The 21566-nt window shown below is 73.4% G+C and carries 19 protein-coding genes and 1 riboswitch; of the genes, 11 read left to right on the top strand and 8 right to left on the bottom strand.

What is annotated here, in order from left to right; genetic code table 11:
- Positions 1-44: 44 nt before the first annotated feature.
- Entirely contained in the window at positions 45-1037 is a 993-nt protein-coding gene (locus BTM25_RS18610) for a C40 family peptidase (RefSeq protein ID WP_103564125.1), read from the bottom strand.
- A gap of 7 nt (positions 1038-1044) precedes the next feature.
- Positions 1045-1182: riboswitch (cyclic di-AMP (ydaO/yuaA leader) on the bottom strand.
- A gap of 203 nt (positions 1183-1385) precedes the next feature.
- Between BTM25_RS18610 and typA the strand changes: the two genes are divergently transcribed.
- Positions 1386-3239, top strand: a complete 1854-nt coding sequence (gene typA / locus BTM25_RS18605) for a translational GTPase TypA (protein WP_103564124.1) — start codon at positions 1386-1388, stop codon at positions 3237-3239.
- Positions 3240-3288: 49 nt separating this feature from the next.
- Here the strand turns inward: typA and BTM25_RS18600 are convergent, their stop codons facing one another.
- Positions 3289-3990, bottom strand: a complete 702-nt coding sequence (locus BTM25_RS18600) for a hypothetical protein (protein ID WP_103564123.1) — start codon at positions 3988-3990, stop codon at positions 3289-3291.
- Between the two features lie 141 nt (positions 3991-4131).
- Positions 4132-4542: an FHA domain-containing protein gene (locus tag BTM25_RS30960; RefSeq protein WP_146059082.1), complete on the bottom strand. Its 411-nt coding sequence runs from the start codon at positions 4540-4542 to the stop codon at positions 4132-4134.
- Here BTM25_RS30960 and BTM25_RS30955 point away from each other — a divergent pair.
- Positions 4456-5427 (top strand): pentapeptide repeat-containing protein, encoded by a 972-nt coding sequence (locus BTM25_RS30955; RefSeq protein WP_146059081.1) that lies wholly within the window; start codon positions 4456-4458, stop codon positions 5425-5427. The genes BTM25_RS30960 and BTM25_RS30955 overlap by 87 nt on opposite strands.
- Here BTM25_RS30955 and BTM25_RS18590 read toward each other — a convergent pair.
- From BTM25_RS18590 to BTM25_RS18570, 5 genes are read right to left on the bottom strand one after another with little or no spacing between them, the layout of a single operon-like run.
- Positions 5331-6059, bottom strand: a complete 729-nt coding sequence (locus BTM25_RS18590) for a 4Fe-4S single cluster domain-containing protein (RefSeq protein ID WP_103564121.1) — start codon at positions 6057-6059, stop codon at positions 5331-5333. The two genes, BTM25_RS30955 and BTM25_RS18590, sit on opposite strands and share 97 nt — an antisense overlap.
- Positions 6056-7942 carry an AAA family ATPase gene (locus BTM25_RS18585; RefSeq protein WP_103564120.1) on the bottom strand — a complete coding sequence of 629 codons (1887 nt, stop codon included), beginning with the start codon at positions 7940-7942 and terminating at the stop codon, positions 6056-6058. The genes BTM25_RS18590 and BTM25_RS18585 overlap by 4 nt, the downstream gene beginning before the upstream one ends.
- 10 nt (positions 7943-7952) lie before the next feature.
- Complete coding sequence (locus tag BTM25_RS18580) at positions 7953-9062, bottom strand: response regulator receiver protein (RefSeq protein WP_103564119.1); 1110 nt, start codon at positions 9060-9062, stop codon at positions 7953-7955.
- Positions 9059-11401, bottom strand: a complete 2343-nt coding sequence (locus tag BTM25_RS18575) for a serine/threonine-protein kinase (protein ID WP_103564118.1) — start codon at positions 11399-11401, stop codon at positions 9059-9061. The genes BTM25_RS18580 and BTM25_RS18575 overlap by 4 nt, the downstream gene beginning before the upstream one ends.
- A gap of 2 nt (positions 11402-11403) precedes the next feature.
- The gene (locus BTM25_RS18570; RefSeq protein WP_103564117.1) at positions 11404-11907 is read right to left on the bottom strand and encodes a DUF4282 domain-containing protein; all 504 of its coding nucleotides are present in this window, start codon (positions 11905-11907) and stop codon (positions 11404-11406) included.
- A 766-nt stretch (positions 11908-12673) separates the two neighbouring features.
- On the opposite strand from BTM25_RS18570, the gene BTM25_RS18565 reads away from it, so the two are divergent.
- From BTM25_RS18565 to BTM25_RS18525, 9 genes are read left to right on the top strand one after another with little or no spacing between them, the layout of a single operon-like run.
- On the top strand, positions 12674-13774 hold the full coding sequence (locus BTM25_RS18565) for a hypothetical protein (RefSeq protein WP_103564116.1): 1101 nt from the start codon (positions 12674-12676) through the stop codon (positions 13772-13774).
- Positions 13775-13799: 25 nt separating this feature from the next.
- Positions 13800-14516 carry a Flp pilus assembly protein CpaB gene (cpaB, locus tag BTM25_RS18560; RefSeq protein ID WP_103564115.1) on the top strand — a complete coding sequence of 239 codons (717 nt, stop codon included), beginning with the start codon at positions 13800-13802 and terminating at the stop codon, positions 14514-14516.
- Positions 14517-14521: 5 nt separating this feature from the next.
- Positions 14522-16054, top strand: coding sequence for an AAA family ATPase (locus BTM25_RS18555; RefSeq protein WP_103564114.1), 1533 nt, complete (start codon positions 14522-14524; stop codon positions 16052-16054).
- Between the two features lie 2 nt (positions 16055-16056).
- A complete protein-coding gene (locus BTM25_RS18550) occupies positions 16057-16425 on the top strand; it encodes a TadE/TadG family type IV pilus assembly protein (RefSeq protein WP_168212153.1) in 369 nt (122 codons plus the stop codon).
- Positions 16426-16428: 3 nt separating this feature from the next.
- A complete protein-coding gene (locus BTM25_RS18545; RefSeq protein WP_103564112.1) occupies positions 16429-17757 on the top strand; it encodes a CpaF family protein in 1329 nt (442 codons plus the stop codon).
- Positions 17754-18683, top strand: coding sequence for a type II secretion system F family protein (locus BTM25_RS18540; RefSeq protein ID WP_103564111.1), 930 nt, complete (start codon positions 17754-17756; stop codon positions 18681-18683). The genes BTM25_RS18545 and BTM25_RS18540 overlap by 4 nt, the downstream gene beginning before the upstream one ends.
- A gap of 9 nt (positions 18684-18692) precedes the next feature.
- Positions 18693-19583 (top strand): type II secretion system F family protein, encoded by an 891-nt coding sequence (locus BTM25_RS18535; protein ID WP_235828473.1) that lies wholly within the window; start codon positions 18693-18695, stop codon positions 19581-19583.
- Positions 19564-20790, top strand: a complete 1227-nt coding sequence (locus BTM25_RS18530; protein ID WP_103564110.1) for a sensor histidine kinase — start codon at positions 19564-19566, stop codon at positions 20788-20790. Before BTM25_RS18535 ends, BTM25_RS18530 begins: the two co-directional genes overlap by 20 nt.
- Positions 20791-21459: a response regulator gene (locus BTM25_RS18525; RefSeq protein WP_103564109.1), complete on the top strand. Its 669-nt coding sequence runs from the start codon at positions 20791-20793 to the stop codon at positions 21457-21459.
- Positions 21460-21566 lie beyond the last annotated feature (107 nt).

Here is a 21566-nt window from a genome sequence, read left to right as displayed (position 1 = left end):
ACTCCCCACCCGGGGCGTTGCGGAATAGATCCCGACAAAGAGGACTAGCCGATGCGGTTGGCCCCCGCGAAGTCGGACCGGTCCGAGAGCTCCGAGATCTTGACGACGTCGCCGGTCGACGGCGCGTGCAGGAACTTCCCGCCGCCGAGGTAGATCCCCATGTGGTGGAGGTTGGACCCGAAGTAGACGAGGTCGCCGGACTGGAGCGAGCCCCGGCTCACCTTCGTCCCCAGCTCGAAGAGGTCCCCGGTGTAGTGCGGCAGTCCCGGCTTGCCGACCTGCGCGTAAGCCCACACGACGAGCCCGGAGCAGTCGAAGGTGCTCGGCCCGGCGGCGCCCCACACGTACGGGCGGCCGATCTTGGTCAGCGCCTTGCGGGCCATCCGCGCGGGCAGGCCCGAGCCGGTGACGGTCGCCGACAGCCCGGTGTGCGGGTCCTTGACGTGCGTGGTGGTGAGCTTGTCGAGCTGCTTCTGCACTTCCGCGATCTTGTTGCGGGCGGTGGTGCGGGCGTTCTCGACCTGCTTCTTGGCCTGCGCGACCTGCGCGGTGCGCTGCTCGGCGGCCAGCTTGGCCTTGTTGGCCTTGTCGATCTCCGCCTGGACGGACGCGACGACCGTCGCCTGGTTCTGGGCGAGGTAGGCGGTGTCGGACAGGCCGTCCGCGCCGCCGGAGCCGAACAGGACGTCCGGTCCGCCGCTCATGTAGTTCGCGGCGGCGAGCGCGGCGAGCTGCCGGCGGGCGGGCGCGACCTTGGCCTCCAGGTCCGCCGAGATGCGGGCGGCGGCGGCCTCGGCGCGCTGCGCGCGGTCCAGGTCGACGCGGGCCTTGTTGAACTTCTCGGTGAGGATCTCGGCCTGGGTGTTGAGGTCGTCGAGCTGCTTGCGCAGCTCCTTCTCGGTGGGCTTGGGAGCCGCGAGGACGGTCAGCGGCGACGCGGCGTGCGCGACGGCCGGTCCGGTGAGCCCGAGGCCGACGAGCGCGGCCACCGCGACTGCGGGCGCCGTCCAGCGGCGCCGCCGGGAATCCGGTGCCAAAACCGGTCTCTCCTCTCCTCGCCGCCTGCCGGGTTAGCTGACGGGTTCGGGCCGGAGAAGCCCTACGACGCCGTGCGTCGATTCACCCCGAGAAGCCCGGTTGGGTCCCCGGCTCCCCCTCCGGGGGACTCGGCGGATCCGGACGCGGCCCCGAGAGCAGGGGCGAGGGAACGCCCGGATGACGAAAGACCTTACAAAGAATGCGCATAGATGACCAATTGGCCGCCGGGGCCGGGTCGCGACGCCGAGTCGGAAAGGGCGCCGCGCGGGCCGAGTAGACTGGTAGTGGCCGCTCGTCCGCGGCGTCACGAAATCCCCACGCCCAACCCTCACCCAAGGCGAGCCTGCATGCCCTTCTCCACGCGCGACGACCTCCGCAACGTCGCCATCGTCGCCCATGTCGACCACGGCAAGACGACGCTGGTCGACGCCATGCTCTGGCAGTCCGGAGCGTTCCGGGAGAACCAGGACGTGAACGACCGCGTCATGGACTCCGACGACCTGGAGCGCGAGAAGGGCATCACGATCCTCGCGAAGAACACGGCCGTCCTGCACAACGGGATGACGATCAACATCATCGACACCCCGGGCCACGCCGACTTCGGCGGCGAGGTCGAGCGCGGCCTGTCGATGGTGGACGGCGTCGTCCTGCTGGTGGACGCCAGCGAGGGCCCGCTGCCGCAGACCCGGTTCGTGCTGCGCAAGGCGCTGGAGGCCAAGCTTCCGGTGATCCTGGTCGTCAACAAGACCGACCGGCCGGACGCCCGCATCGACGAGGTCGTGGACGAGACCTACGAGCTGTTCATGGACCTCGACGCCGCCGAGGACCAGATCGAGTTCCCGATCGTCTACGCCTCGGGCCGCGCGGGCCGCGCGTCGCTGGACAAGCCCGGCGACGGCGAGATGCCCGCCGCCGAGGACCTGGAGCCGCTGTTCCAGGTGATCAAGGAGACGATCCCGGCGCCGTCCTACGTCCCGGACGCGCCGCTCCAGGCGCACGTGACGAACCTGGACGCGTCCAGCTACCTCGGCCGGATCGCGCTCTGCCGCGTCCACGCCGGCGTGATCAAGAAGGGCCAGCAGGTCGCGTGGTGCCGCCACGACGGCAGCGTCGAGAAGGTCCGGATCACCGAGCTGCTGATGACCGAGGCGCTGACCCGCAAGCCCGCCGACGAGGCGGGCCCCGGCGACATCATCGCGATCGCGGGCATCCCGGAGATCATGATCGGCGACACGATCGCCGACCCCGACGACCCGCGCCCGCTGCCGCTCATCACGGTGGACGAGCCCGCGATCTCCATGACCATCGGCACGAACACGAGCCCGATGTCCGGCCGCGAGAAGGGCACCAAGGTCACCGCCCGCATGGTGAAGGACCGCCTGGACCGCGAGCTGGTCGGCAATGTGTCGATCAAGGTGCTGCCGACCGAGCGTCCCGACGCCTGGGAGGTGCAGGGCCGCGGCGAGCTGGCGCTGGCGATCCTGGTCGAGAACATGCGCCGCGAGGGCTACGAGCTGACGGTCGGCAAGCCGCAGGTCGTCGCGCGGACCATCGACGGCAAGAAGCACGAGCCGGTCGAGCGTCTCACCGTGGACATCCCCGAGGAGCACCTCGGCGCGGTCACCCAGCTCATGGCGGTCCGCAAGGGCCGGATGGAGCAGATGACCAACCACGGCACCGGCTGGATCCGGATGGAGTTCCTGGTGCCGGCCCGCGGCCTCATCGGGTTCCGCACCGAGTTCCTCACCGAGACGCGCGGCACCGGCATGGCGCACCACGTCTTCGAGAGCTACGAGCCGTGGTTCGGCGAGCTGCGCATGCGTCCGGCGGGGTCGCTGGTCGCCGACCGGTCCGGCGTGGCGACCGCGTACGCGATCACGAACCTGCAGGAGCGCGGCACCTTCTTCGTCGGGCCGACCACCGAGGTGTACGAGGGCATGATCGTCGGCGTGAACTCCCGCGCCGACGACATGGACGTCAACATCACCAAGGAGAAGAAGCTCACGAACATGCGCTCGTCCACCGGCGACGAGCTGGAGCGCCTCACCCCGCCGACGATCCTCAGCCTGGAGGAGGCGCTGGAGTTCTGCCGCGAGGACGAGTGCGTCGAGGTCACGCCGACCGCCGTCCGCATCCGCAAGGTCGTGCTGTCGGCCAAGGACCGCGAGCGGACCCGCGCCCGCACCAAGCGCGCGGTCTGACGTCCGTCCGATCGGCCCCCGGCGTTGCGCGCCGGGGGCCGTCGTCGTCTCAGCGGACGTTGACGAACGTCTCGACGGTCGGCACCTCGGTGTAGTGCGTCCGGTCGCCGTAGTACTGGAACGTGAAGTAGGTGTCGCGCGCGACGCGGAACCGGGCCTTGAACACGCCCTTGCCGTTCGTCTTCGGACGCGCGTACCAGTACCACGTCTTCCTGCCGCGCATCCGGCCGATGATGTAGACGCGCTGGTTCTTGAGCGGCGTCCAGGACGTCCCGGACTTCTGGAGCAGCGTGCCGCCGAACGTGACCCGCGAGCCCTTGCGGATCTTGTGCCGGGACGCCGACCAGCCCCGGACGCGCGTGTCGGCGCGCGTGTCGCGGGCCTCGCCGCTGAGCGCGGCGCCCACGGTGTCGTCCCCGGCGAACCGGGCGCGGTAGTAGCCGTGCGGGTAGGCGATGAAGTCGTAGGACGCGGTGAACGAGCCATCGGCCTTCGTCACGGGCGCTTTCGGCAGCGACACGATGTGCCAGGCGCCGTGGGACGCGTCCGCCGCCTCCAGCACCAGGTGCTTCCCGGCGACCGGGGCGCCCGGCGCGGCCAGCCAGCCGGAGATCCGGAGCGTTCCGAGGGCCGTCGTGGCGACGGTGAAACCGGTGATGACGCTCGGTGCGGCGACGGTCCCGGCACGGGCGACACCGGCGGGGGCGAGCAGCGTGACCGTCGCGACGGACACGACGAGAATGCGGCGCATGCGTGGTTCTCCGTCAGGAAACGGCCCGCCGTGCCCCCCGATGGACAGGACGTGCCGTTGTGACCCGACGGTAGCGCGTCGTGATCACGAAAAAGCAACGACGGACGGCCCGGCGGCGGGCCGTCCGTCGTCGCGCGCGCCTCAGGTGAGCTGGACGGTGCCGGTCACGTCGGCGGCCAGCCGGAGCTGGTCCCCGTCGCGCAGCGGCGCCTCCACGCCGCGCGGCAGCCGCTCGCCGTTGACGAACGTGCCGTTGGTCGAGCCCTCGTCGCGCACCCACGCCGTGCCGGACGGGTCCAGCCAGACAGTCGAGTGCCGCCGGGACACGTTGTCGTACTGGGTGAAGGTGTTCGCCACGGGGGACTGGCCCGCGTCGCGGCCGAGCACGAGGTGCTGCCCGGCGGCCACCTTCACGTCCCCGCTCGGGAACTGGACGCGCAGCGTCGGCGCGGCCTGCGGCGCCCCGTGCGGCTTGGACGTCAGCGGACGCAGGCACGACTCGCACTGCGCGGCGGCCGGGTTGGTCAGCACCGCCTCGCAGTACGGGCACATGGCCGCGGTGCTGTCGGGAACGCGTCCGCCGCGCTGCGGGCCGGGGCCGTAACCCTGGTCGGGACGGCCGTACTGCTGCTGGCCGCCGCCCTGCTGCTGCGGGGGGTAGCCCTGCTGCTGGTAGCCGCCGCCCTGGCCGTACTGCTGGCCACCCTGCTGCTGGCCCTGCTGGTCGTACGGGTCGTAGCCCGGACGTCCCTGCTGCTCGTACGGGCTCTGCGGGCCGGGGTTCTGGCTCGGCGGCGCGCCCCAGCCGTCCGCGGGCTGCGGCGCCTGCTGCCGGGGGTCGGGCTGCTGCTGCTGGGGCGGCGAGGACCACGGGTCCTGCTGCTGCGGCGCCTGGTGCTGCGGCGGCGGCGCGCCCCACGGGTCCTGCGGCTGCTGCTGCTGCTGAGGCGGCTGGCTCCACGGGTCCTGCTGCGGCGGGCCAGGCTGCGGGGGGCCGGGCTGCGGGGCGCCGCCGTACCGCTGGTCGCCGTACTGCTGGTCCCCGTACTGCTGCTGGTAGGACGGCTGCCCCTGCTGCGGGGCGCCGTGCTGCGGCGCGCCGTGCTGGGGAGAGCCGTGCTGCGGCGCTCCATGCTGCGGTGCACCGTGCTGAGGGGCACCGTGTTGCGGGGCACCGTGTTGCGGGGCGCCGTGCTGCGGCGGGCCGCCGCGCGGCGGCCCCTGGTCCTCATAGCCGCCCGGACGGCGGCCCCCGCCGCCCCCGGCGCGCGCCAGGTTCGCCCCGCAGCTCAGGCAGAGCAGATCACCCGGCTGGAACGGTTCGTCGCAGACGGGACAGTTCAAGGTCGCCATGACACCACCCCCGCGCGCACCCCGGCGCGCTCCAGTGTCGTCGAGAGGTGCTCGAGGTCACCCCTGCGCGGGATCCCGATGTAGTACACCCGCCTTCCCTCCGGCCCCTCTTCCATAGAAACCTGCATCCGGGGCGGCCCGGCCTCCTGCCGCACGTCGCCGGTGTCGTCCGGCTCGTCCGGCACCGCGTAGCGCCGCCGTCCGAGGGGGGACAGCGGGACGATCCGCTGGTTGGCCGACCCCCTCCAGAGTAGGGACCGCCGGCCGGTGCCTCCGCCCGGCGGATTGAGCCGATCGACGTACGGGCCCGCGACCACGGCGTCGCAAAGGTCCAGGATCTCCCGCGTCTTGGCCGAACGTGAAAGACGACTGTAGACATATCCGCTGTAGACCAATATGTCCAACGGCATGGTCTCATGTGAGCGCGCGTCCCGCCACGCACGGATTCCCCGGAGCAGCGCGGCGAGCCCGGCCGGCTGCTGGAACGGTTCGCCGCCCGAGATCGTCACGCCGTCCAGCGGGCCGGGGAGTGACGCGAGCCATCCCACGATCGCCTCGACCGGGACTTCGCGGGACGGATCGGACTCCCACGTGTCCCGCGACAGGCAGCCGTGGCAGTGCAGCGTGCAGCCCTGCGTCCAGATGCCCGCGCGGGTGCCGGGGCCGAGCGTCGTGACGGGGTAGTGGGCCTTGGCGAGCTGGAGCGTCCCGCTCACGCGAGGTCCACGTGGACGATGCCGCCCTCGCGCCGCAGGCCCGCCACGGTGATCTGCTCGTCGTCGCCCAGCTCCCGGTCGAACAGCGCGCGGGCGAGCGGGTTCACGAACGACGACTCCAGCGCCATCCCGATGCCCCGGCCGCCCTTCTCCAGCTCGGCCGTGCACCAGGACCGCAGCGTGGTCATCGCGTCCCCGCGCACGGTCAGCATGAGCCGGTGCTCCTCGGCGACGCGGCGGCAGATGTTCCCGAACTGGAGGTCGAAGATCTTGTCGGCGGCGTCCGGGCCGATGAAGTCGAACACGACGACGTTGTCGCCGAACCGGTTGAGCAGCTCCGGCCGGTTCAGGACGGTCGTGAAGTGGTCCGCGACGGCCGCCTTGATCCGCTGCTCGATGTCCTCGTACGGCATGCCGGGGTGGATGTTCTGCTCGCGCTGCCCGCCCTGCGCGGACGGCACGTACATCCCGAGGTTCGAGGTGAAGATCAGGATCGACTCGGAGAAGTGGACGGTGTTGCCCCGGCCGTCGGTGAGCCGCCCGTCCTCCAGGATCTGGAGGAACTTGTCGAGAATCCGGGGATGGCCCTTCTCGATCTCGTCGAAGAGGATCACCCGGAACGGGTCCTCGCGGACCGCGTTGGTCAGCTCGCCGCCCGCCTCGTGCCCGACGTAGCCCGGCGGCGCCCCGATCAGCCGGTCGCCCGAGCCCTCGCCGGAGAACTCGCTCATGTCGAAGCGCAGGTAGGCCGACTCGTCCCCGAACACCAGCTCGGTGATCGCCTTGGCCAGCTCGGTCTTGCCGACGCCCGTCGGGCCGGCGAAGAACAGCACGCCGCGCGGACGGCTGCCCGACCGCGTCGCCTGCGCGCCCGACAGGCCGAGCACCGCCCGCTTGAGGATGTCCAGCGTCTTCGTGACGGCCTGCGGCTGCCCGATGACCCGTTCCGGGACGCGCTTCTCGCCCTCCAGCACCCGCCGCCGCAGATGCCCCCGGCTCCACGGGTTGTCGAGCACGCCGAGCTTGTAGGTGCGGACGGCGTCGGGCAGGTCGGCGAGGTCGACGTTGCGCTCCTTCGCCAGCCGGGTGACCTCGATCATCGACTGGAGCGTCAGGCCGTCGGCCTGCTCGGCGAACGCGTCGCACGTCGCGGCGGCGGACGGGTCGGTGTCGACGTCCGTCACGCCGAACGCGCGGGCCAGCAGCCGCGCCGTCTCCTGCCGGTCCCCGAGGTGGGGGCGCGGGATCGTGATCTCGCGGATCGTCTCGTTGCCCGCCGTCAGCCACGGCGGCAGGTCGCCCGGCCGCTCCACCAGCCACAGCACCGGGTTGTAGAGCGGCTTCGGGCGCGGGCCCGCGACCCGCACCGGCAGCGCCGACCGCGACAGCTTCGCGCAGAACCGGAAGAAGTCGCGCTCGGCGGGCTCCATCTCGGTCGGCGTCCGCGCGATCCGCGACGCCGAGTCCAGCAGGAACGCGGCCCGGACTTTCTCGGACGGCCGCGCCACCGCCGCCAGGTACTTCTGGAGCCCTTCGAGCGACGGCTTCTCGTTCGTCTTCAGCTTGCCGAGCAGTTGCTCGGCGGCGCGCTGGGCCTCGTCGCCGATCCCGTCGCCCGCCTCCGGGAGGACCTGCACGCCGTCCACCGGGTCGTAGACGACCAGGCAACTGAACCCGCTGGAGCGCAGCGACTCCCACAGCAGCTCGCGCAGCGGCAGCAGCCGGGCCGGCCCGGCCACGTCGGCGGCGGGCGCGAGGAAGCTGTCGTAGAGGTTGCCGGACAGGACGTACTGGGAGTGCACCGAGAGCGTCGCGTCCAGTTCGCGCACGAACGGCGGCCAGCCGGGCAGCCTTCCGCCCAACGTCGGTGAATCTGCGCTCATCGCCTGCCCCTCACAGTTCGCGGCGCTCGCGGCCGCGTTCCCGCCGCCCGCCCCGCGTCCCAGTCTGCCGTGCCGGGTCGCCCACCGGCAGCTCGTGGACCCCCGGATCCAGCCGCCAGGTCACCTCCGAGGCCACGCCGGACGCCGCGAGCCGCGTCCTGGCCCGCTCGAAAGCGGCGCACCACTCCTCCTCGCGCTCGGCGTCCAGGCGGCGGTCGTCGGCGCTGCGCGCCGCCCGTCCCCGGACCATCGCGGCGCGCACCCGGCCCGCGTCCTCGACGCGCATCTTGACGCTGTGGTCGGGCCAGTCGCCGCGTGTGAGCAGCAGCGCGCCGTCGCTGGCCGTGAGCGTCTCGAACCCGTCGTGGACCTCATAGCCCAGCTCCTCGAACGCGGTAGTGATCGCCTCGAGGACGTAGCCGCGCTCGGCGGCGGCCTGCTCGGCGGCCTCGGCCCGCTCGGCGCGGCGCTTCTCGTCGGCGCGGCGCTCGCGGGTCCGCGCGTTCGCGTCCCGGACGCGCAGCCGGACCTCGGTGAGGGCCGTGTCGGCGTCCTCGGCGGTCGTGGCGGCGGCGAGCAGGCGGGCGGCGGCGGCGACCGCGTCCCGGTCGGGGCCGGCCGCGTCGGGCAGCAGCCGCGCGAGGACGCGCTCCAGGGCGTCGCGGGCGTCGGGCGCGGCGGGACGCTCGGGGACGGCGACCCGGTCGGGCAGCGCGAACACCTGCTCGCCGACGCGGGCGGCCAGGGCTCCGGCCAGGCGCGCCTCGGCCGTGTCCAGCGCCCGGTCCGTCGCGGCGCACCAGGCCGTCAGCTCGGCGACGGTCTCCTCGCCCGGCGTCAGCGGCGCGGGGAGCGGGACGTCGGCGTCCAGCTCCGCGCGGGTCCGCGCCAGTTCCTCGGCGCGGGCGTTGCGGGCCAGCACCTCGCGGACGGCGCGCTCGTAGGTCTCGGCCTCGGCCAGCGCCGCCGCGCGCGCCTCGGCCCGTCCGGCGGCGAGGGCGGCCAGGAGTTGCGCGCCCCGTCCGGCGGCCTCCCCGCCCCGCCCGAGCACGCGGTTCATGCCCAGGGTGAGGACGACCGCCGCGTCCAGCACGATGTCGGCCTCGACGCCGCTGCTCATCGGTTCCCTCCCTCGCCGGCGCGTCCGCGCCGCCACCGGTCCACCCGCACGCCCGCCGCGACGCCGTGCGCCACGACCGCCAGCACCATGATCAAGATCCACAGCAGTCCCGCCACCGGGGTGATCGCCGCCGCCAGCAGGACCAGCAGCAGCACCGGGACGATCGCCGCCAGGAGAAGGACGCCGCAGCCGCGCGGTCCGTTCCGCCGTGCCGCGCCCGACACCGTCGCCGACGCCCGCGACAGGCCCCGGCCGCCGACGCCGAGCACCCGCGACAGCACCGCCCACGGGCCGAGCGGCAGGTAGTCGCCCGCCTGGCGCCGCGCGACGGCCACCTCGATCCCGCACTGCGCGAGGGCGGCGAGGACGGACGCGAAGGCGAGCACGCCGAACCCGACCGAACTCCCGCTCCGGTGCAGGCCGACCGACGAGGTTCCGCCGTCGTCGCCGCCCGCGACCACCGAGATCAGCGCGCTGACGGCCAGCCAGACCAGCAGCAGCGGGACCGACCAGGCGACGGCGCGGAGCGTGGCGTTGGCGCGTCCTTCGAGGCGTTCGCGCTCCTGCTCGGCTCGCCGCGCGTCCAGCGCCGCGCGGTGGCGTTCGGCGGCGGCTGCTTCGCGCGCCCGCGCTTCGACCTCCAGCACGGCCTCCGGGGCCGCGCGCACGACCGCGAACTGGCGCAGCGGGTCGTCGCCGGCGCCGTCGGCGATCCAGCGGAACCACGGGACGTCCGCGCGGACCGCCGCCCGCGCCCGTCCCGCCGCCCGCGCGATGTCGCGCCGCGTCTCGGCCGGACGGGCGGCGAGGGCCAGCAGCGTCAGCAGCACCACCGGGGGGTCGTCGGCCGGCGCGCCCGCCTCCGGGAGCCGTCCGGCCAGGCTCGGCGGGGCCGACTCCTGGCCGCGCAGCCAGCGCGCGAGGTCGTTCCATGCCGCGACGTGGTGATGCCATTGCTCATGCACGGCCACCAAGTCATGGCCTTCGGGTGAGGCCGCGAGGACGGGCAGCAGGTCCCTGTCCCACAGCGCGCGGCCGATCCGGCAGGCCGTCCGGTGGTCGGGCTGCGCCGGATCGCCCGCCAGCGCCGCCAGGCCCGGCAGGTCCCCGGCCGTCACCCGGCGGCCGAGGAAGTACGGCGGCAGGTCCGGGTCGAGCCAGCGGACGAGGTGCAGCAGCTTCTCGTCCGGCGGCAGCCCGGCCGTGAGGTACCGGTCGACGAGCGTGATCGTGCCGTCGTCGGGGACCTCGGCCAGCCAGTCGCGCAGCGTCCGCCACGCCTCGCCCGCCTCGCCCCGGCCGAAGAAGTGCGGCGCGGCCTCGTCCCAGCGCTCCACGAGCACGCGCGCGAACTCGCGGCGGTCGTCGTGGCGGCGGCCCGCGAACGGGACGCCCCGGCCGGGCGGGACGGTGCCGCGCGCCGGGGCGGCGACGGGCGGGGACGCGCCGGCCAGCCACGCCCTGACCTGCTCCGATCCCCACCGGCCGCGCGGGTCGCGGGTCAGCAGGCCCTGGCACAGCAGCCGCAGGCGCGGGTCGGCGACATCGTCGGCCGGGACGGCGCGCGTCGCGAGATGGTCGACCACGGCGGTCTCGCTGAGGCCCGCGAACGGGGGCCGTCCGGTGGCCAGCTCGCGGACGATCACGCCGAGCGACCACCAGTCCCGGGCCGGCGACACCTGGCCCGACAGCGACTCGGGGGCGGCGTAGACGAGCGTCCGCGACGACGACGCGAACATCACGCTCTGCTCCAGCACCCGGCTGAGGCCGAAGTCGGCGATCACCACGTCCACCGGGTCGGAGCCCCGGACCAGCACGTTCTCCGGCTTCAGGTCGCGGTGGACGACGCCCGCGCCGTGCAGGGCGTCCAGGCCCGCCGCGAGCTGTTCCACGATCGCGCTCACCGTGGCCGGGGGCAGCGGGGCGTCCATCAGCGCGCGGAGGTTGCCGGCCTCGGCGTACTCGGCGATCTCGTAGTCGCGCCCCTCGGCGGTGCCCGTCTCCAGGACGCGCAGGACGTGCGGGGACGCCAGCAGCGGCAGCTTCTCCCACACCTCGCGGTCGGCGTGATAGCCGCGGCGGAACAGCTTGACCACGTACTCGGCGTCCGTGCCGTCCCGGACGAGGACGAGGTCGGACTCCGCGCCCTGCACCGGCAGCTCGGCCACCAGCCTGAACCGCTCCGCGAGCGGGCCCGGCAGCCGCAGCAGCGGGCCGTCCGCCGCCGCGGGGCCGTCGCGGCGGGTGCCGGACGGGTCGCGCGGACCGGGGACGTCCCGGCGCGTCATGCCCGGTTCGCGGCGCGTGGCGTGCGGGGGAGCGTCGTCGAAGTCGGCCACCGCTAGATCTTGTCCTTGATGACGCGCAGGTACTCGGCGATCTTGAACCGCACCACGACCGCCTCCAGGAATAGCCTGGCCAGGAGCATCTCGAAGAGCCAGACGACCGGCCCGGCGCACATGACGAGGAGGCCGACGAGCCAGCCGTTGCGGAGCTGCGAGATCCAGATCCCCGCCCCCACCACCATCAGCGCGGACAGGGTGATCAGCATCAGCGCCAGGATGTAGAAGACCTTCACCAGCTTCGGGGTGACCAGGTAGTCGAAGTTCGCGTCGAACAGCGCGCCGATCAGGCCCTTCTCGGCGGGCGGCGGCGCGGCGGGCTGGAAGCGCTCGGGCGCCGGGAAGGCCCCCGAGGCCCGGCCGGGCGGCGGGGGCGGCGGGCCCGCGGGCCCGGGCTGCGGCGGACGCGGCGGCTGGTGCGGGTGCCGGGGCGGCGGCGGGCCGTAGTTCGCACCCGGCCCCTGCGCGGACGGGTGCTGACCGGGCTCCGGGTGTTGCGTCATCGCCGACTCCTGCGCTCGTTCCTGGCCGATGCCCCGACTCTAGAACGTCCGGCGCCTCCGGATCCCCGTGCGGCGAGGGGTTCGCGGCCCGGCGGGCCCGGGTCCGGCCCGGGTCCGGGGATGGGTCCGAAGATGGGTCCTGGGGCCCGGACGGCGGGCCGCGCGGGTTGGTTGACTGCGCACGTCCGGGGCGGGCGTCCGGTCCCGCCGGGGCGCGGAGCACTGACGGGGGTCCCATGATTCGGAGCCGGGCCGCACGAGCCGGCCGGTACTCGGTTTCGTGGGGACGCGCCGATTCTCTGGGCCGCCCGACGCGCACCGCACCGGTTTTCGGACAAGAACCCACGGGCCTATTGATCGGGCCGAAGTGGAGCATCCGGAACGATCTTGGTGGCCTTTTTCCGGCCGCGCATGTTTCGCCCGCATTAAATACTCGTGATCAACGGGTGCCGCACTCCGATCCGTCAGGACGCGCCCGGCTCCGCCCATGCCCCCAGGGCGACTCCAGCGTCCGTTGTTTCCGGGAGATGCACGAAACGGACGCGATCTTGTGGCGAGCCCGTCGGCGCAGGTTGCCCTCTCGAAGCGATGTCGATGATTCGCCTTCCTAAGTCGGGTCGCCGGTGAAAAAATGGTTACTTGATCACACATGGGCGAGATGGTTACGGTCTTCGCGCCCGTCGACGTCGATCAGAGGACGGCGGGGGCGTCGCCTGACGAGAAGGAAGGAAGTCCCGGTGAGGTTCGTGAACGATCCGGAGCACCGGTGACCGAGATAGTGCTGGTCGGGAATGTCCCCAGCTCGGGCATTCTGCAGGCGGACACGGCGGTGCGGTTCGATCCGCCGCCCGACGCCGACGCCCCGGCCGCGTTCATCGACCTCATGGCCGCCGCGCTCGCCCGCACGGACGCCGTGGTCGTCGTCCACGCCGCCTGGCGCGCGGACGAGGCGGCGCGCCTGCTGCGCCTGGCGCGCGGCGCGCTCGACACCGACCGCGTCGCCGGGATCGGTCTGAACCTGCCGCCGCTCGCGCTGTCGGTGGTCGCCGACCAGCTCGCGTTCGTGTCCCCCTACGTCCGGCCCGGCCAGCTCGCGAGCATGGCGGACGGCCTCGCCCGCGCCGTCTACGCGGGCGCCTGGGTGAACAGCGTCACGCACCTGGCCCACGTCCGGACGGGCTTCGGCAAGCACGTCGCGTCCTACCTGCCGCGCGGCGGGTTCTCGGTCGCGGCGTGGCCGCACGAGAACGTCCACCGGATCACCTCGGGACGCCCGGTGCAGGACATCACGGACCGTCCGCTCGACCCGGTGCTGCTGCTCGTCGCGAGCGGCGACGGCGACACCGAATGGGTCCACCGGCACCTCCAGCCGGCGCTCGGGGCCGTCCAGACGACGCCGGTCGCCGCCCAGCCGCTCGCCGCCGAGTTCTGGGGGACGCGCCGGTGCGTCGAGTTCGTCGCGCTCAGCGGGCACCCGCAAGCCCTGCAAGGCATCCTCACCGCCACCGTCTGCCACCCCTGCGGCTGGTGCGGCGAACCGACCGCACTGCGCGAATGCCCCTTCTGCCACATGACCCGGCCCACGACCTCCACCGACCCGCAGGACGCCCGTCCCGAGGACGAAGCGCACGGCGGGCCGGACGACACCGGCGCCGATCCGCCGGCCCGTCCCGACCTCCCGGTCGTGGCGCGGACGGTGCCCGAGCCCGCCGCGGTGCGGGCGGCGCCCGCGCCCCTGCCGGTCCCCGGGCCGGTCGCGACCACCACGATCAACCCCCCGCCGTCCCACGACCCGGGCGCGGACGCGTTCGACGGCGAGCCCGGGCGCACCGGCACCGTCGCGTTCCGCTCCCGGCCGGAGCACTGACGCGCCGGATGAGAAACGGAGTCCCATGAACCCCCGCCAGCGACGCGGCGTGCTGCTGATGATCCTCGCCGGCATCGGCTCGATCGTAGTTTTCGTGAGCGTCGTGGGATATGTCGGCGACGTGCGCGCGGAGGTCGGCGTCAAGACCGACGTGCTGCAGCTCAAGCAGGCCGTCCCCGCGTACACCGAGGTGCGGCCGGACATGGTGCAGCGGGTGCAGGTGCCGCGCAAGTGGACGCCGCAGACGATGGTCGCCGACACCGGCCAGCTTCAAGGGAAGGTCGCGGCGGCCGACCTCCCGGCGGGCTCCTACGTCCAGCAGGGGATGCTCGTCCCCGCGCCCGACCTGCAGCCCGGCCAGCGCGAGATCGCCATCATGATCAACGCGGAGACGGGCGTGGCGGGCAAGGTCCAGGAGGGCATGCTCGTGGACATCTACGCCACGTACGTGACGATCGACGACAACAACGACAACAAGCAGGCGTCCTGCGCGGCGCGGATCGTGAAGTCGGCGAAGATCATCCAGATCGGGACCGTCACGACGCAGCGCGACGACAAGAACGCGCAGCAGACGTCCAACGTCGTCCCGATCACGTTCGCGCTGAGCGCGGCCGACAGCCTCAAGCTCACCCGCGAGGAGAGCTTCGCCGACAAGATCCGGCTGGCGCTGATCGGCGGGTCCGGGCTCACCCCGGACGACGTGCGGCTCGCCCCGGTCTGCCAGACGGTCCCGGCGCGGTGACGGCGATGGCGCAGCGGGTGATCCTCGGGATCGGCGACCGGACGGTCGCGGCGGCGCTCGGCGGTCAGTTCCACGAGTTGCCCGACGTCGAGATCGTCGGTGTGGAGGGCACGTCGGGCGAGCTGATCGGCGCGGTCGGCGCGGTGCCGCGCGTGGACGTGGTGCTCGTCCACGAGGACATCGGGCCGCTCCCGGCGCTGGACCTGATCCGCGAGCTGGTGGTGCGGCATCCGCAGCTCGCGGTGATCCTGGTCGCGGGGGAGGCGACGGCGGAGATCTTCGCGGCGGCGATGGGGTCGGGGGCGCGCGGCGTCATCACCGACGACCCGACGCTGTCGGAGCTGCAGAGCCGCGTGGAGCAGGCGGCGGAGTGGTCGGCGACGATGCGCCGGCACTTCCAGGGCGGGGCGGACGTCCCGGCGTCCGGACGGCTCGGCACGCTGCTCACGCTCTGCGGGGCCAAGGGCGGCACGGGCACGACGACGGTCGCGATCCACCTGGCGGTCGCGCTGGCGTCCGCCGACCGGACGGTCTGCCTGGTCGACCTGGACCTCCAGACCGGCGACATTCCGGGCTATCTGGACGTCCAGCACCGGCACAGCGTCGCCGACCTCGCGGCGGCGGCCGACGGCCTGGACAGCGCGGTGGTCGCCGAGGCGCTGTTCGTCCACCCGGCGGGCCCGCACCTGCTGCTGTCGCCGCCGCACGGCGAGGACAGCGAGGAGATCTCGGCGCGGGCCGTCCGGCAGATCCTCACGGCGCTGCGCACCCGCTACGACATCGTGATCGTGGACGCGGGCAGCCAGGCCACCGAGGCGAACGCGATGGCGGTCGAGCTGGCCGACACGGTGGTCGTCACCGCGACGCCGGACGTCCCGGCGCTGCGCGGCGCCAAGCGGATCACGCAGCTCTGGACGCGGCTCCAGATCCGCCGCGAGCAGGACGTCCAGGTCCTGCTCACCCGGCACGACCGGCGCAACGAGATCCAGCCGGACCTGGCGCGCAAGATGGTCGGGGCGCCGCTGATGAAGGCGACCGTCCCGGCGAACTTCCGCGCGCTGGAGGAGGCCGCGAACACCGGGTCGCCGGCGCTGGTGAAGAACGGCGACTTCCGCAAGGCGATCGGGAAGGTCGCGGCGGAGGCGGGCCTGCTGGACGCCCCGGCCGAGCGGCGCGGGGACTCCGGCGCCGCGCTGGTGGAGTTCGCCGGGATCCTTCCGCTCATCGGGATCGTCGTGCTGCTCATCTGGCAGACGGTCCTGGTCGGGCTGACGTCCATGTACTCCAGCCACGCGTCCAACGAGGCGGCGCGGGCGGTCGCGGTGCTCGGCTACGACCGTCCGGACGAGCGCGCGGAGGTGCGCGAGCGCGCGGTGGCGCGCATCGCGGGCGCGTGGAAGGACGAGCGGCACCTGCGCATCAGCGTCGTGGACGGCTACGCCAGGGTCACCATCGACTCCCCGGTCGTGCTGCCGGGCTGGCGGACGCCGTTCGGCATCACGACGTCCGCCCGGGTCGTGGACGAGACCGGGGAGTGACGGTGCGGCGGATCAGGGACGACGCGGGCGCGGTGGCGACCGAGTTCGCCGGGGTGTTCCCGATCGCGCTGGTCATGATCCTCGTCGCGTTCCAGGCGTACATGGCGTCGACGACCGTCGAGCGGGTGGAGAACGCGGCGCGCACGGGCGCCCGGGAGGCGAGCAAGGAGATGAACCCGGGCCGGTGCGCGGAGTTCGCGCGGGCGGCGCTGCCGGACTGGCTCAACGAGCACGCCGTCAGCGCCGCCGCGACGACGGCGGGCGGCACCGACGCGGTGTCCTGCACCGTCCGCGCGCAGGTGCCGCTGCTGTGGAAGGGCGTGCCGCTGGACTTCGGCGTCACCCGCACCGTCACCATGCCGCTGGGATAGCCGATGGCACTCAAGGACCGACTCGACGACGACCGCTCGTCCGCCGACCGGACGAGCCCGAACACCGTCGGGCAGTGGCGCGCCCGGCTGCTGGACGAGATCAACCTCGAAGAACTGGCCGCGCTGAACCCCGCGCAGCGCCGCGCCCGGCTGGAGAAGGTGACGGGCGTCCTCATCGCCCGCGAGGGCCCGGTGCTCGGCGCGGGCGAGCGGGCCAACCTCATCCGCCGCGTCGTGGACGAGGCGCTCGGGCTCGGCGTGCTGGAACCGCTGCTCGCCGACCCGACCGTCACCGAGATCATGGTGAACGGCCCGGACGCGGTGTTCGTCGAGCGCGCCGGCCGCGTGCAGCGGCTGGAGAACGGGTTCGCCAGCGAGGACCAGCTCTACCAGACCATCGACCGCATCGTCGCGCAGGTCAACCGGCGCGTGGACGAGTCCAGCCCGATGGTGGACGCGCGGCTCCCGACCGGCGAGCGCGTCAACGTGATCATCCCGCCGCTGTCGCTCGTCGGCCCGGTGCTGACCATCCGCCGTTTCCCGCGCGCCTACACGATCGAGGAGCTGACGGCGCTCGGCTCGATGGACCAGGCGACGGGGATGCTGCTGGCGTCGTTCGTCCGGGCGCGGCTGAACGTGGTGATCTCGGGCGGCACCGGTACGGGCAAGACGACGATGCTGAACGCGCTGTCGGCGTTCGTCCCCGACTGGGAGCGCATCGTCACGATCGAGGACTCGGCGGAACTCCAGCTCAAGCAGGAGCACGTGATCCCGCTGGAGTCGCGTCCGCCCAACATTGAGGGCAAGGGGCAGATTACGATCCGCGACCTGGTCCGCAACGCGCTGCGGATGCGGCCCGACCGCATCATCGTCGGCGAGGTGCGCGGCGGCGAGACGCTCGACATGCTCCAGGCGATGAACACCGGCCACGACGGGTCGCTGGTGACCGTCCACGCCAACTCCACCGAGGACACGATCTACCGGTTGCAGACGCTCGCGAGCATGAGCGACGTCAAGCTGCCGTTCGAGGCCGTCAAGGACCAGATCAACAGCGCGGTGGACGTCGTGGTGCAGCTCGGCCGGGGCCCGGACGGCAGCCGCCGGATCACCGAGGTCGCCGTCGTCGTGTCGCGCAACCGCGAGACGGTCGCGCTGCGCCGCGTCCTGCACTTCGCGTCCGAGCCGATCGGCCCCGACCGGGTGGTGCGCGGCGCGTTCGTCGCGCACCCGGTGCCCGCCCGGATCGCGACGCGCCTCTTCCACGCGGGCGAGTCCGTCCCGCCCGCCTTCGGCGTCGGCGACGACCCCGACGAACTCCGGGAGATCTCATGAGCGTGCCGCTTCCGGTCATCTTGGTGGTGCTGGCCGTGACGCTGGCCGTCGGGGTCTGGGCGGTCGGGGATCTGGCGGCCGGGCTGGAGCAGCGGCGGCGGCTCGCGGCGCGGGCGTCGTTCGGCGAGCAGAGCCCGGTGGACGGGCTGTTCGACCGGATGGACGTCCGGCTGCGGCGCACCGACCTCGGGCGGGCGCTCGCGCTGCGGCTCGCCGCGTCCGGGCTGAGGCTGCGCGTCTCGACGTTCCTGATGCTGCTGGTCGCCACGGCCGTGTTCGCGGTGATCCTGATCGGGAAGTGGATGGCGCCGCTGTTCGGCGTGGCCGCCGCGGCGGGCGTCGCGTGGGCGTTCTTCGCCTTCCTGCGGCGGCGCGAGGACCGGCGCAAGGAGGCGTTCATCGCGCAGCTCCCCGACCTCGCGCGGGTGCTGTCCAACGCCACCAACGCGGGCCTCGCGCTGCGCACCGCGATCGAGATCGCCGCCGACGAGCTGGACGACCCCGCCCGCACCGAGCTGCGGCGCACCGCCGACGCGCTGCGGCTCGGCCAGTCGCTGGAGGACGCGCTGCGGGACCTCGCGCAGCGGCTGCCGTCCAGGGAGCTGGGCGTGCTCGTGAGCACGCTGGTGGTGTCGTCGCGCGCGGGCGGTTCGCTGGTCACGGCGCTGCGGACGATCGCCGCGACGCTGGAGGAGCGCAAGGAGACCCGCCGCGAGATCAAGACGATCATGGGCGAGGCGGTCGTCAGCAACTGGGCGATCGGCGTCCTCGGCATCGGCTCGGTCGTCATGATCAACCTGTTCCAGCCGGGCGCGCTGCGCGCGATGAGCGCGAGCCTCGTCGGCCAGATCATGCTCGGCGTCGCGGCCGTCCTGTTCGTGCTCAGCCTGGTCGTCATCGGCCGCATCACCCGGATCGACGTGTAGGGGCGCCCTGTGATCGTTCTCGGTTTCGGCCTGGCGGCGATGGCCTGCGTGGCGCTGCTGGTCTGGGGGTACGCGCTGGTGAGCGCGGGCGAGCGGGTCGCCGAGTCGGCGGTGGCGGCGGCGCCCAAGCCCGCGAAGAAGGCCGACGCCTTCATCCTCAACACGCTCGCGGACATCGTCGGACGCCCGTTCACCGGCCTCGCGATGGAACTGCTCGCGCCCTGGCGCGCGAGCATCCGCAAGCGCATCGACGCGGCCGGACGGCCCGGCGGCATGACCGTGGAGAGCTACGCCCGGACGACGGCCGGCTACGTCGTCATCTTCGCGGGCGTCGCGCTGCTGATGGTCGCGATCGGGCAGTACGCGTTCGCGTTCGTCGTCCTGCTCGGCGCGCTCCAGAACGAGGGCCTGCTGCGCGGCCGGATGAACGCGCGGCAGAACGACATCCAGAAGTCGCTGCCGGACTTCCTGGACGTCCTCGCCGTGACGGTCTCGGCGGGCCTCAGCTTCCGCGTCGCGCTGACCCGCGTCGCGGGCAGCATGCCGGGGGCGCTGGCCGACGAGTTCATGATCGCCCTGCGGCAGATGGAGCTGGGGACGTCCCGCCGCGAGGCGTTCGACGACCTACGCAGCCGCAACAGCTCCGAGGCGCTGGCGTCGTTCGTCACCGCGCTGCTCCAGGCCGAGGAGTTGGGCGCCCCTTTGCAGACGGCGCTGATGGACATCAGCTCCGACATGCGCCGCGAGTCGTCGCAGTGGGCCAAGCGCAAGGCGCAGCGCACGACGCCGCAGATCACGGCGGTCACGACGGCGCTGTCGCTGCCGGCGGTCATGCTGGTCGTCCTCGGGGGGATGTTCTTCGGAACGGGAGCGAGCCTCGGTGGATTCTTCGGGAACTGAACGCGGCGACCGCGCGCCGGACGGGCTGCCCGAGCGGGTCGGGGCCGCCTTCAGCCTGCTCATGCAGGTGCGGATGCTCATCGCGGCGATCACGCTGCTGCTGATCCCGCGCGTGCGGCTCGTCCCGCAGACGTTCGTGCTGGTCACGTGCGTGGTGCTGCTGTCGTGGCTCGCGGCGAACTACTGGGAGCTGCTCGTCCCGTGGCTGCTGCGGCACCCGATCCTCATGGCGGCCGATCTGTGCGTGTCGTTCGCGGTCCTCGGGATCGGCGGGACGTCCGGGCCGTTCTTCCTGTCGACCGTCATCACCGGCGCCGTCGCGGGGCTGCTGTACCGGTGGCGGGGCGTGGCGGGGGTGAGCGCGGCGCAGATCGTCCTGTACTACGCGACGTTCGCGTTCTCGCCCGCGAACGAGCCGGCCGTCGCCGACAGCTTCCAGGCGCTCGTCGGCCAGCCCTGCTTCTACCCGCTCGCCGGTTTCGCCGGGACGGCCTTACACCGCCTCTTCGACGACCAGGAGCGCCTGGCGGCGGCCCGGCGGCGCGCCGAGGTCGCCGCCGCCGCCGCCGAGGAGCGCGCCCGGCTCGCCCGCGAGATGCACGACTCGCTCGCCAAGACGCTGCGCGGCATCGCGCTGTCGGCGGCGGCGCTGCCCGGCTGGGTCGAGCGCGACCCCGGCCGGGGGATCGAGGAGGCCGCGCGGATCGCCGCCGCCACCGAGATCGCGTCCCGCGAGGCCCGGCACCTGCTCACCGACCTGCGGGCGCAGGCCGTCCAGCGGTCGCTGCCGCAGGCCGTCGCGGAGATCGCCGGGGCGTGGTCGCGCGAGCACGGCGTCCCGGTCGTCCTGGACCTCGCGCCGGACGCCGACCTGCCGCCCCTGGCCCGCTACGAGGCGGTCGCGATCCTGTCGGAGGCGCTGGCGAACGTCGCGCGGCACGCGGGCGCGGGCTCGGTGCGGGTCCGCTCGTTCGTGGACGAGGACGACGGCGTCGTCCTGGAGATCGCCGACGACGGCCGGGGGTTCGCGCCGCCCGGCCTGCCCGCGCTCGCCCGCGCGGGCCACTACGGCGTCGTCGGGCTGCACGAGCGCGCCGCGCGGGTGGGCGGCGCGGCGGCGGTGCGGTCCGCCCCCGGCGCGGGGACGACCGTGACCGTCCGGCTGCCCCTGGAAGAACCCGTCGAACATCCGGTCGAGGTGAGCTGAATGGACGTCCCGAGGATCCTGGTGGTCGACGACAACCTCGTCGTGCGGTCGGGCCTGGTGTCGCTGCTGGAGTCGTCCGGCTTCGAGATCGCCGGGGAGGCGGGCGACGGGCGGACGGCGCTGGAGGCGGCCGAGCGGCTCCGCCCCGACCTGGTGCTGCTCGACGTGCAGATGCCGCTGATGGACGGCGTCGAGGCCGTCCGGACGCTCAGCACGTTCACCCGCGTCATCATGCTGACCTACACCGAGGACCAGCAGGTGATCCGGCGGGCGATCGAGGGCGGGGCGATGGGCTACCTCGTCCACGGCACGTTCTCCGCCGAGGAACTGACCGCCGCCGTGCGGGGGGCGATCAGCGGCGTGCACGCGCTGTCGCCGGTCGCGCTGACGGCGCTGGTCGGGATCCCCGCGCGGACCGCGCCCGCCGAACCGGAACCGCCGCCCGTCCCGCCAGACCGGGACCGGTTCGGGCTGTCGGCGCGGGAGGCCGAGGTCATGCGGCTGATCGTGCAGGGGCACTCCAACGGCGCGATCGCGGCCCGGCTGTTCCTCGCCGAGAAGACCGTGAAGAACCACGTGAACCGGATCTACGCCAAGCTCGGCGTGACGTCGCGGGCGTCGGCGATCGCGTCCTGGCTCGGGACCGACGGCGGCGGGGCCGGCCGGTGACGGGGACCCAACGCGATTTGGGTCCGGGCGGCGCCGGTGATTGGGCCGCCGGGCCCTGGGAGGGCAGTTCCCGGATCCCTACCGTTGACCACGACAACGCGGTGGGA

It is taken from the genome of Actinomadura rubteroloni (assembly GCF_002911665.1).
In the GTDB taxonomy this organism is placed as follows: domain Bacteria; phylum Actinomycetota; class Actinomycetes; order Streptosporangiales; family Streptosporangiaceae; genus Spirillospora; species Spirillospora rubteroloni.
This window is presented reverse-complemented; position numbering and strand designations above follow the sequence as displayed.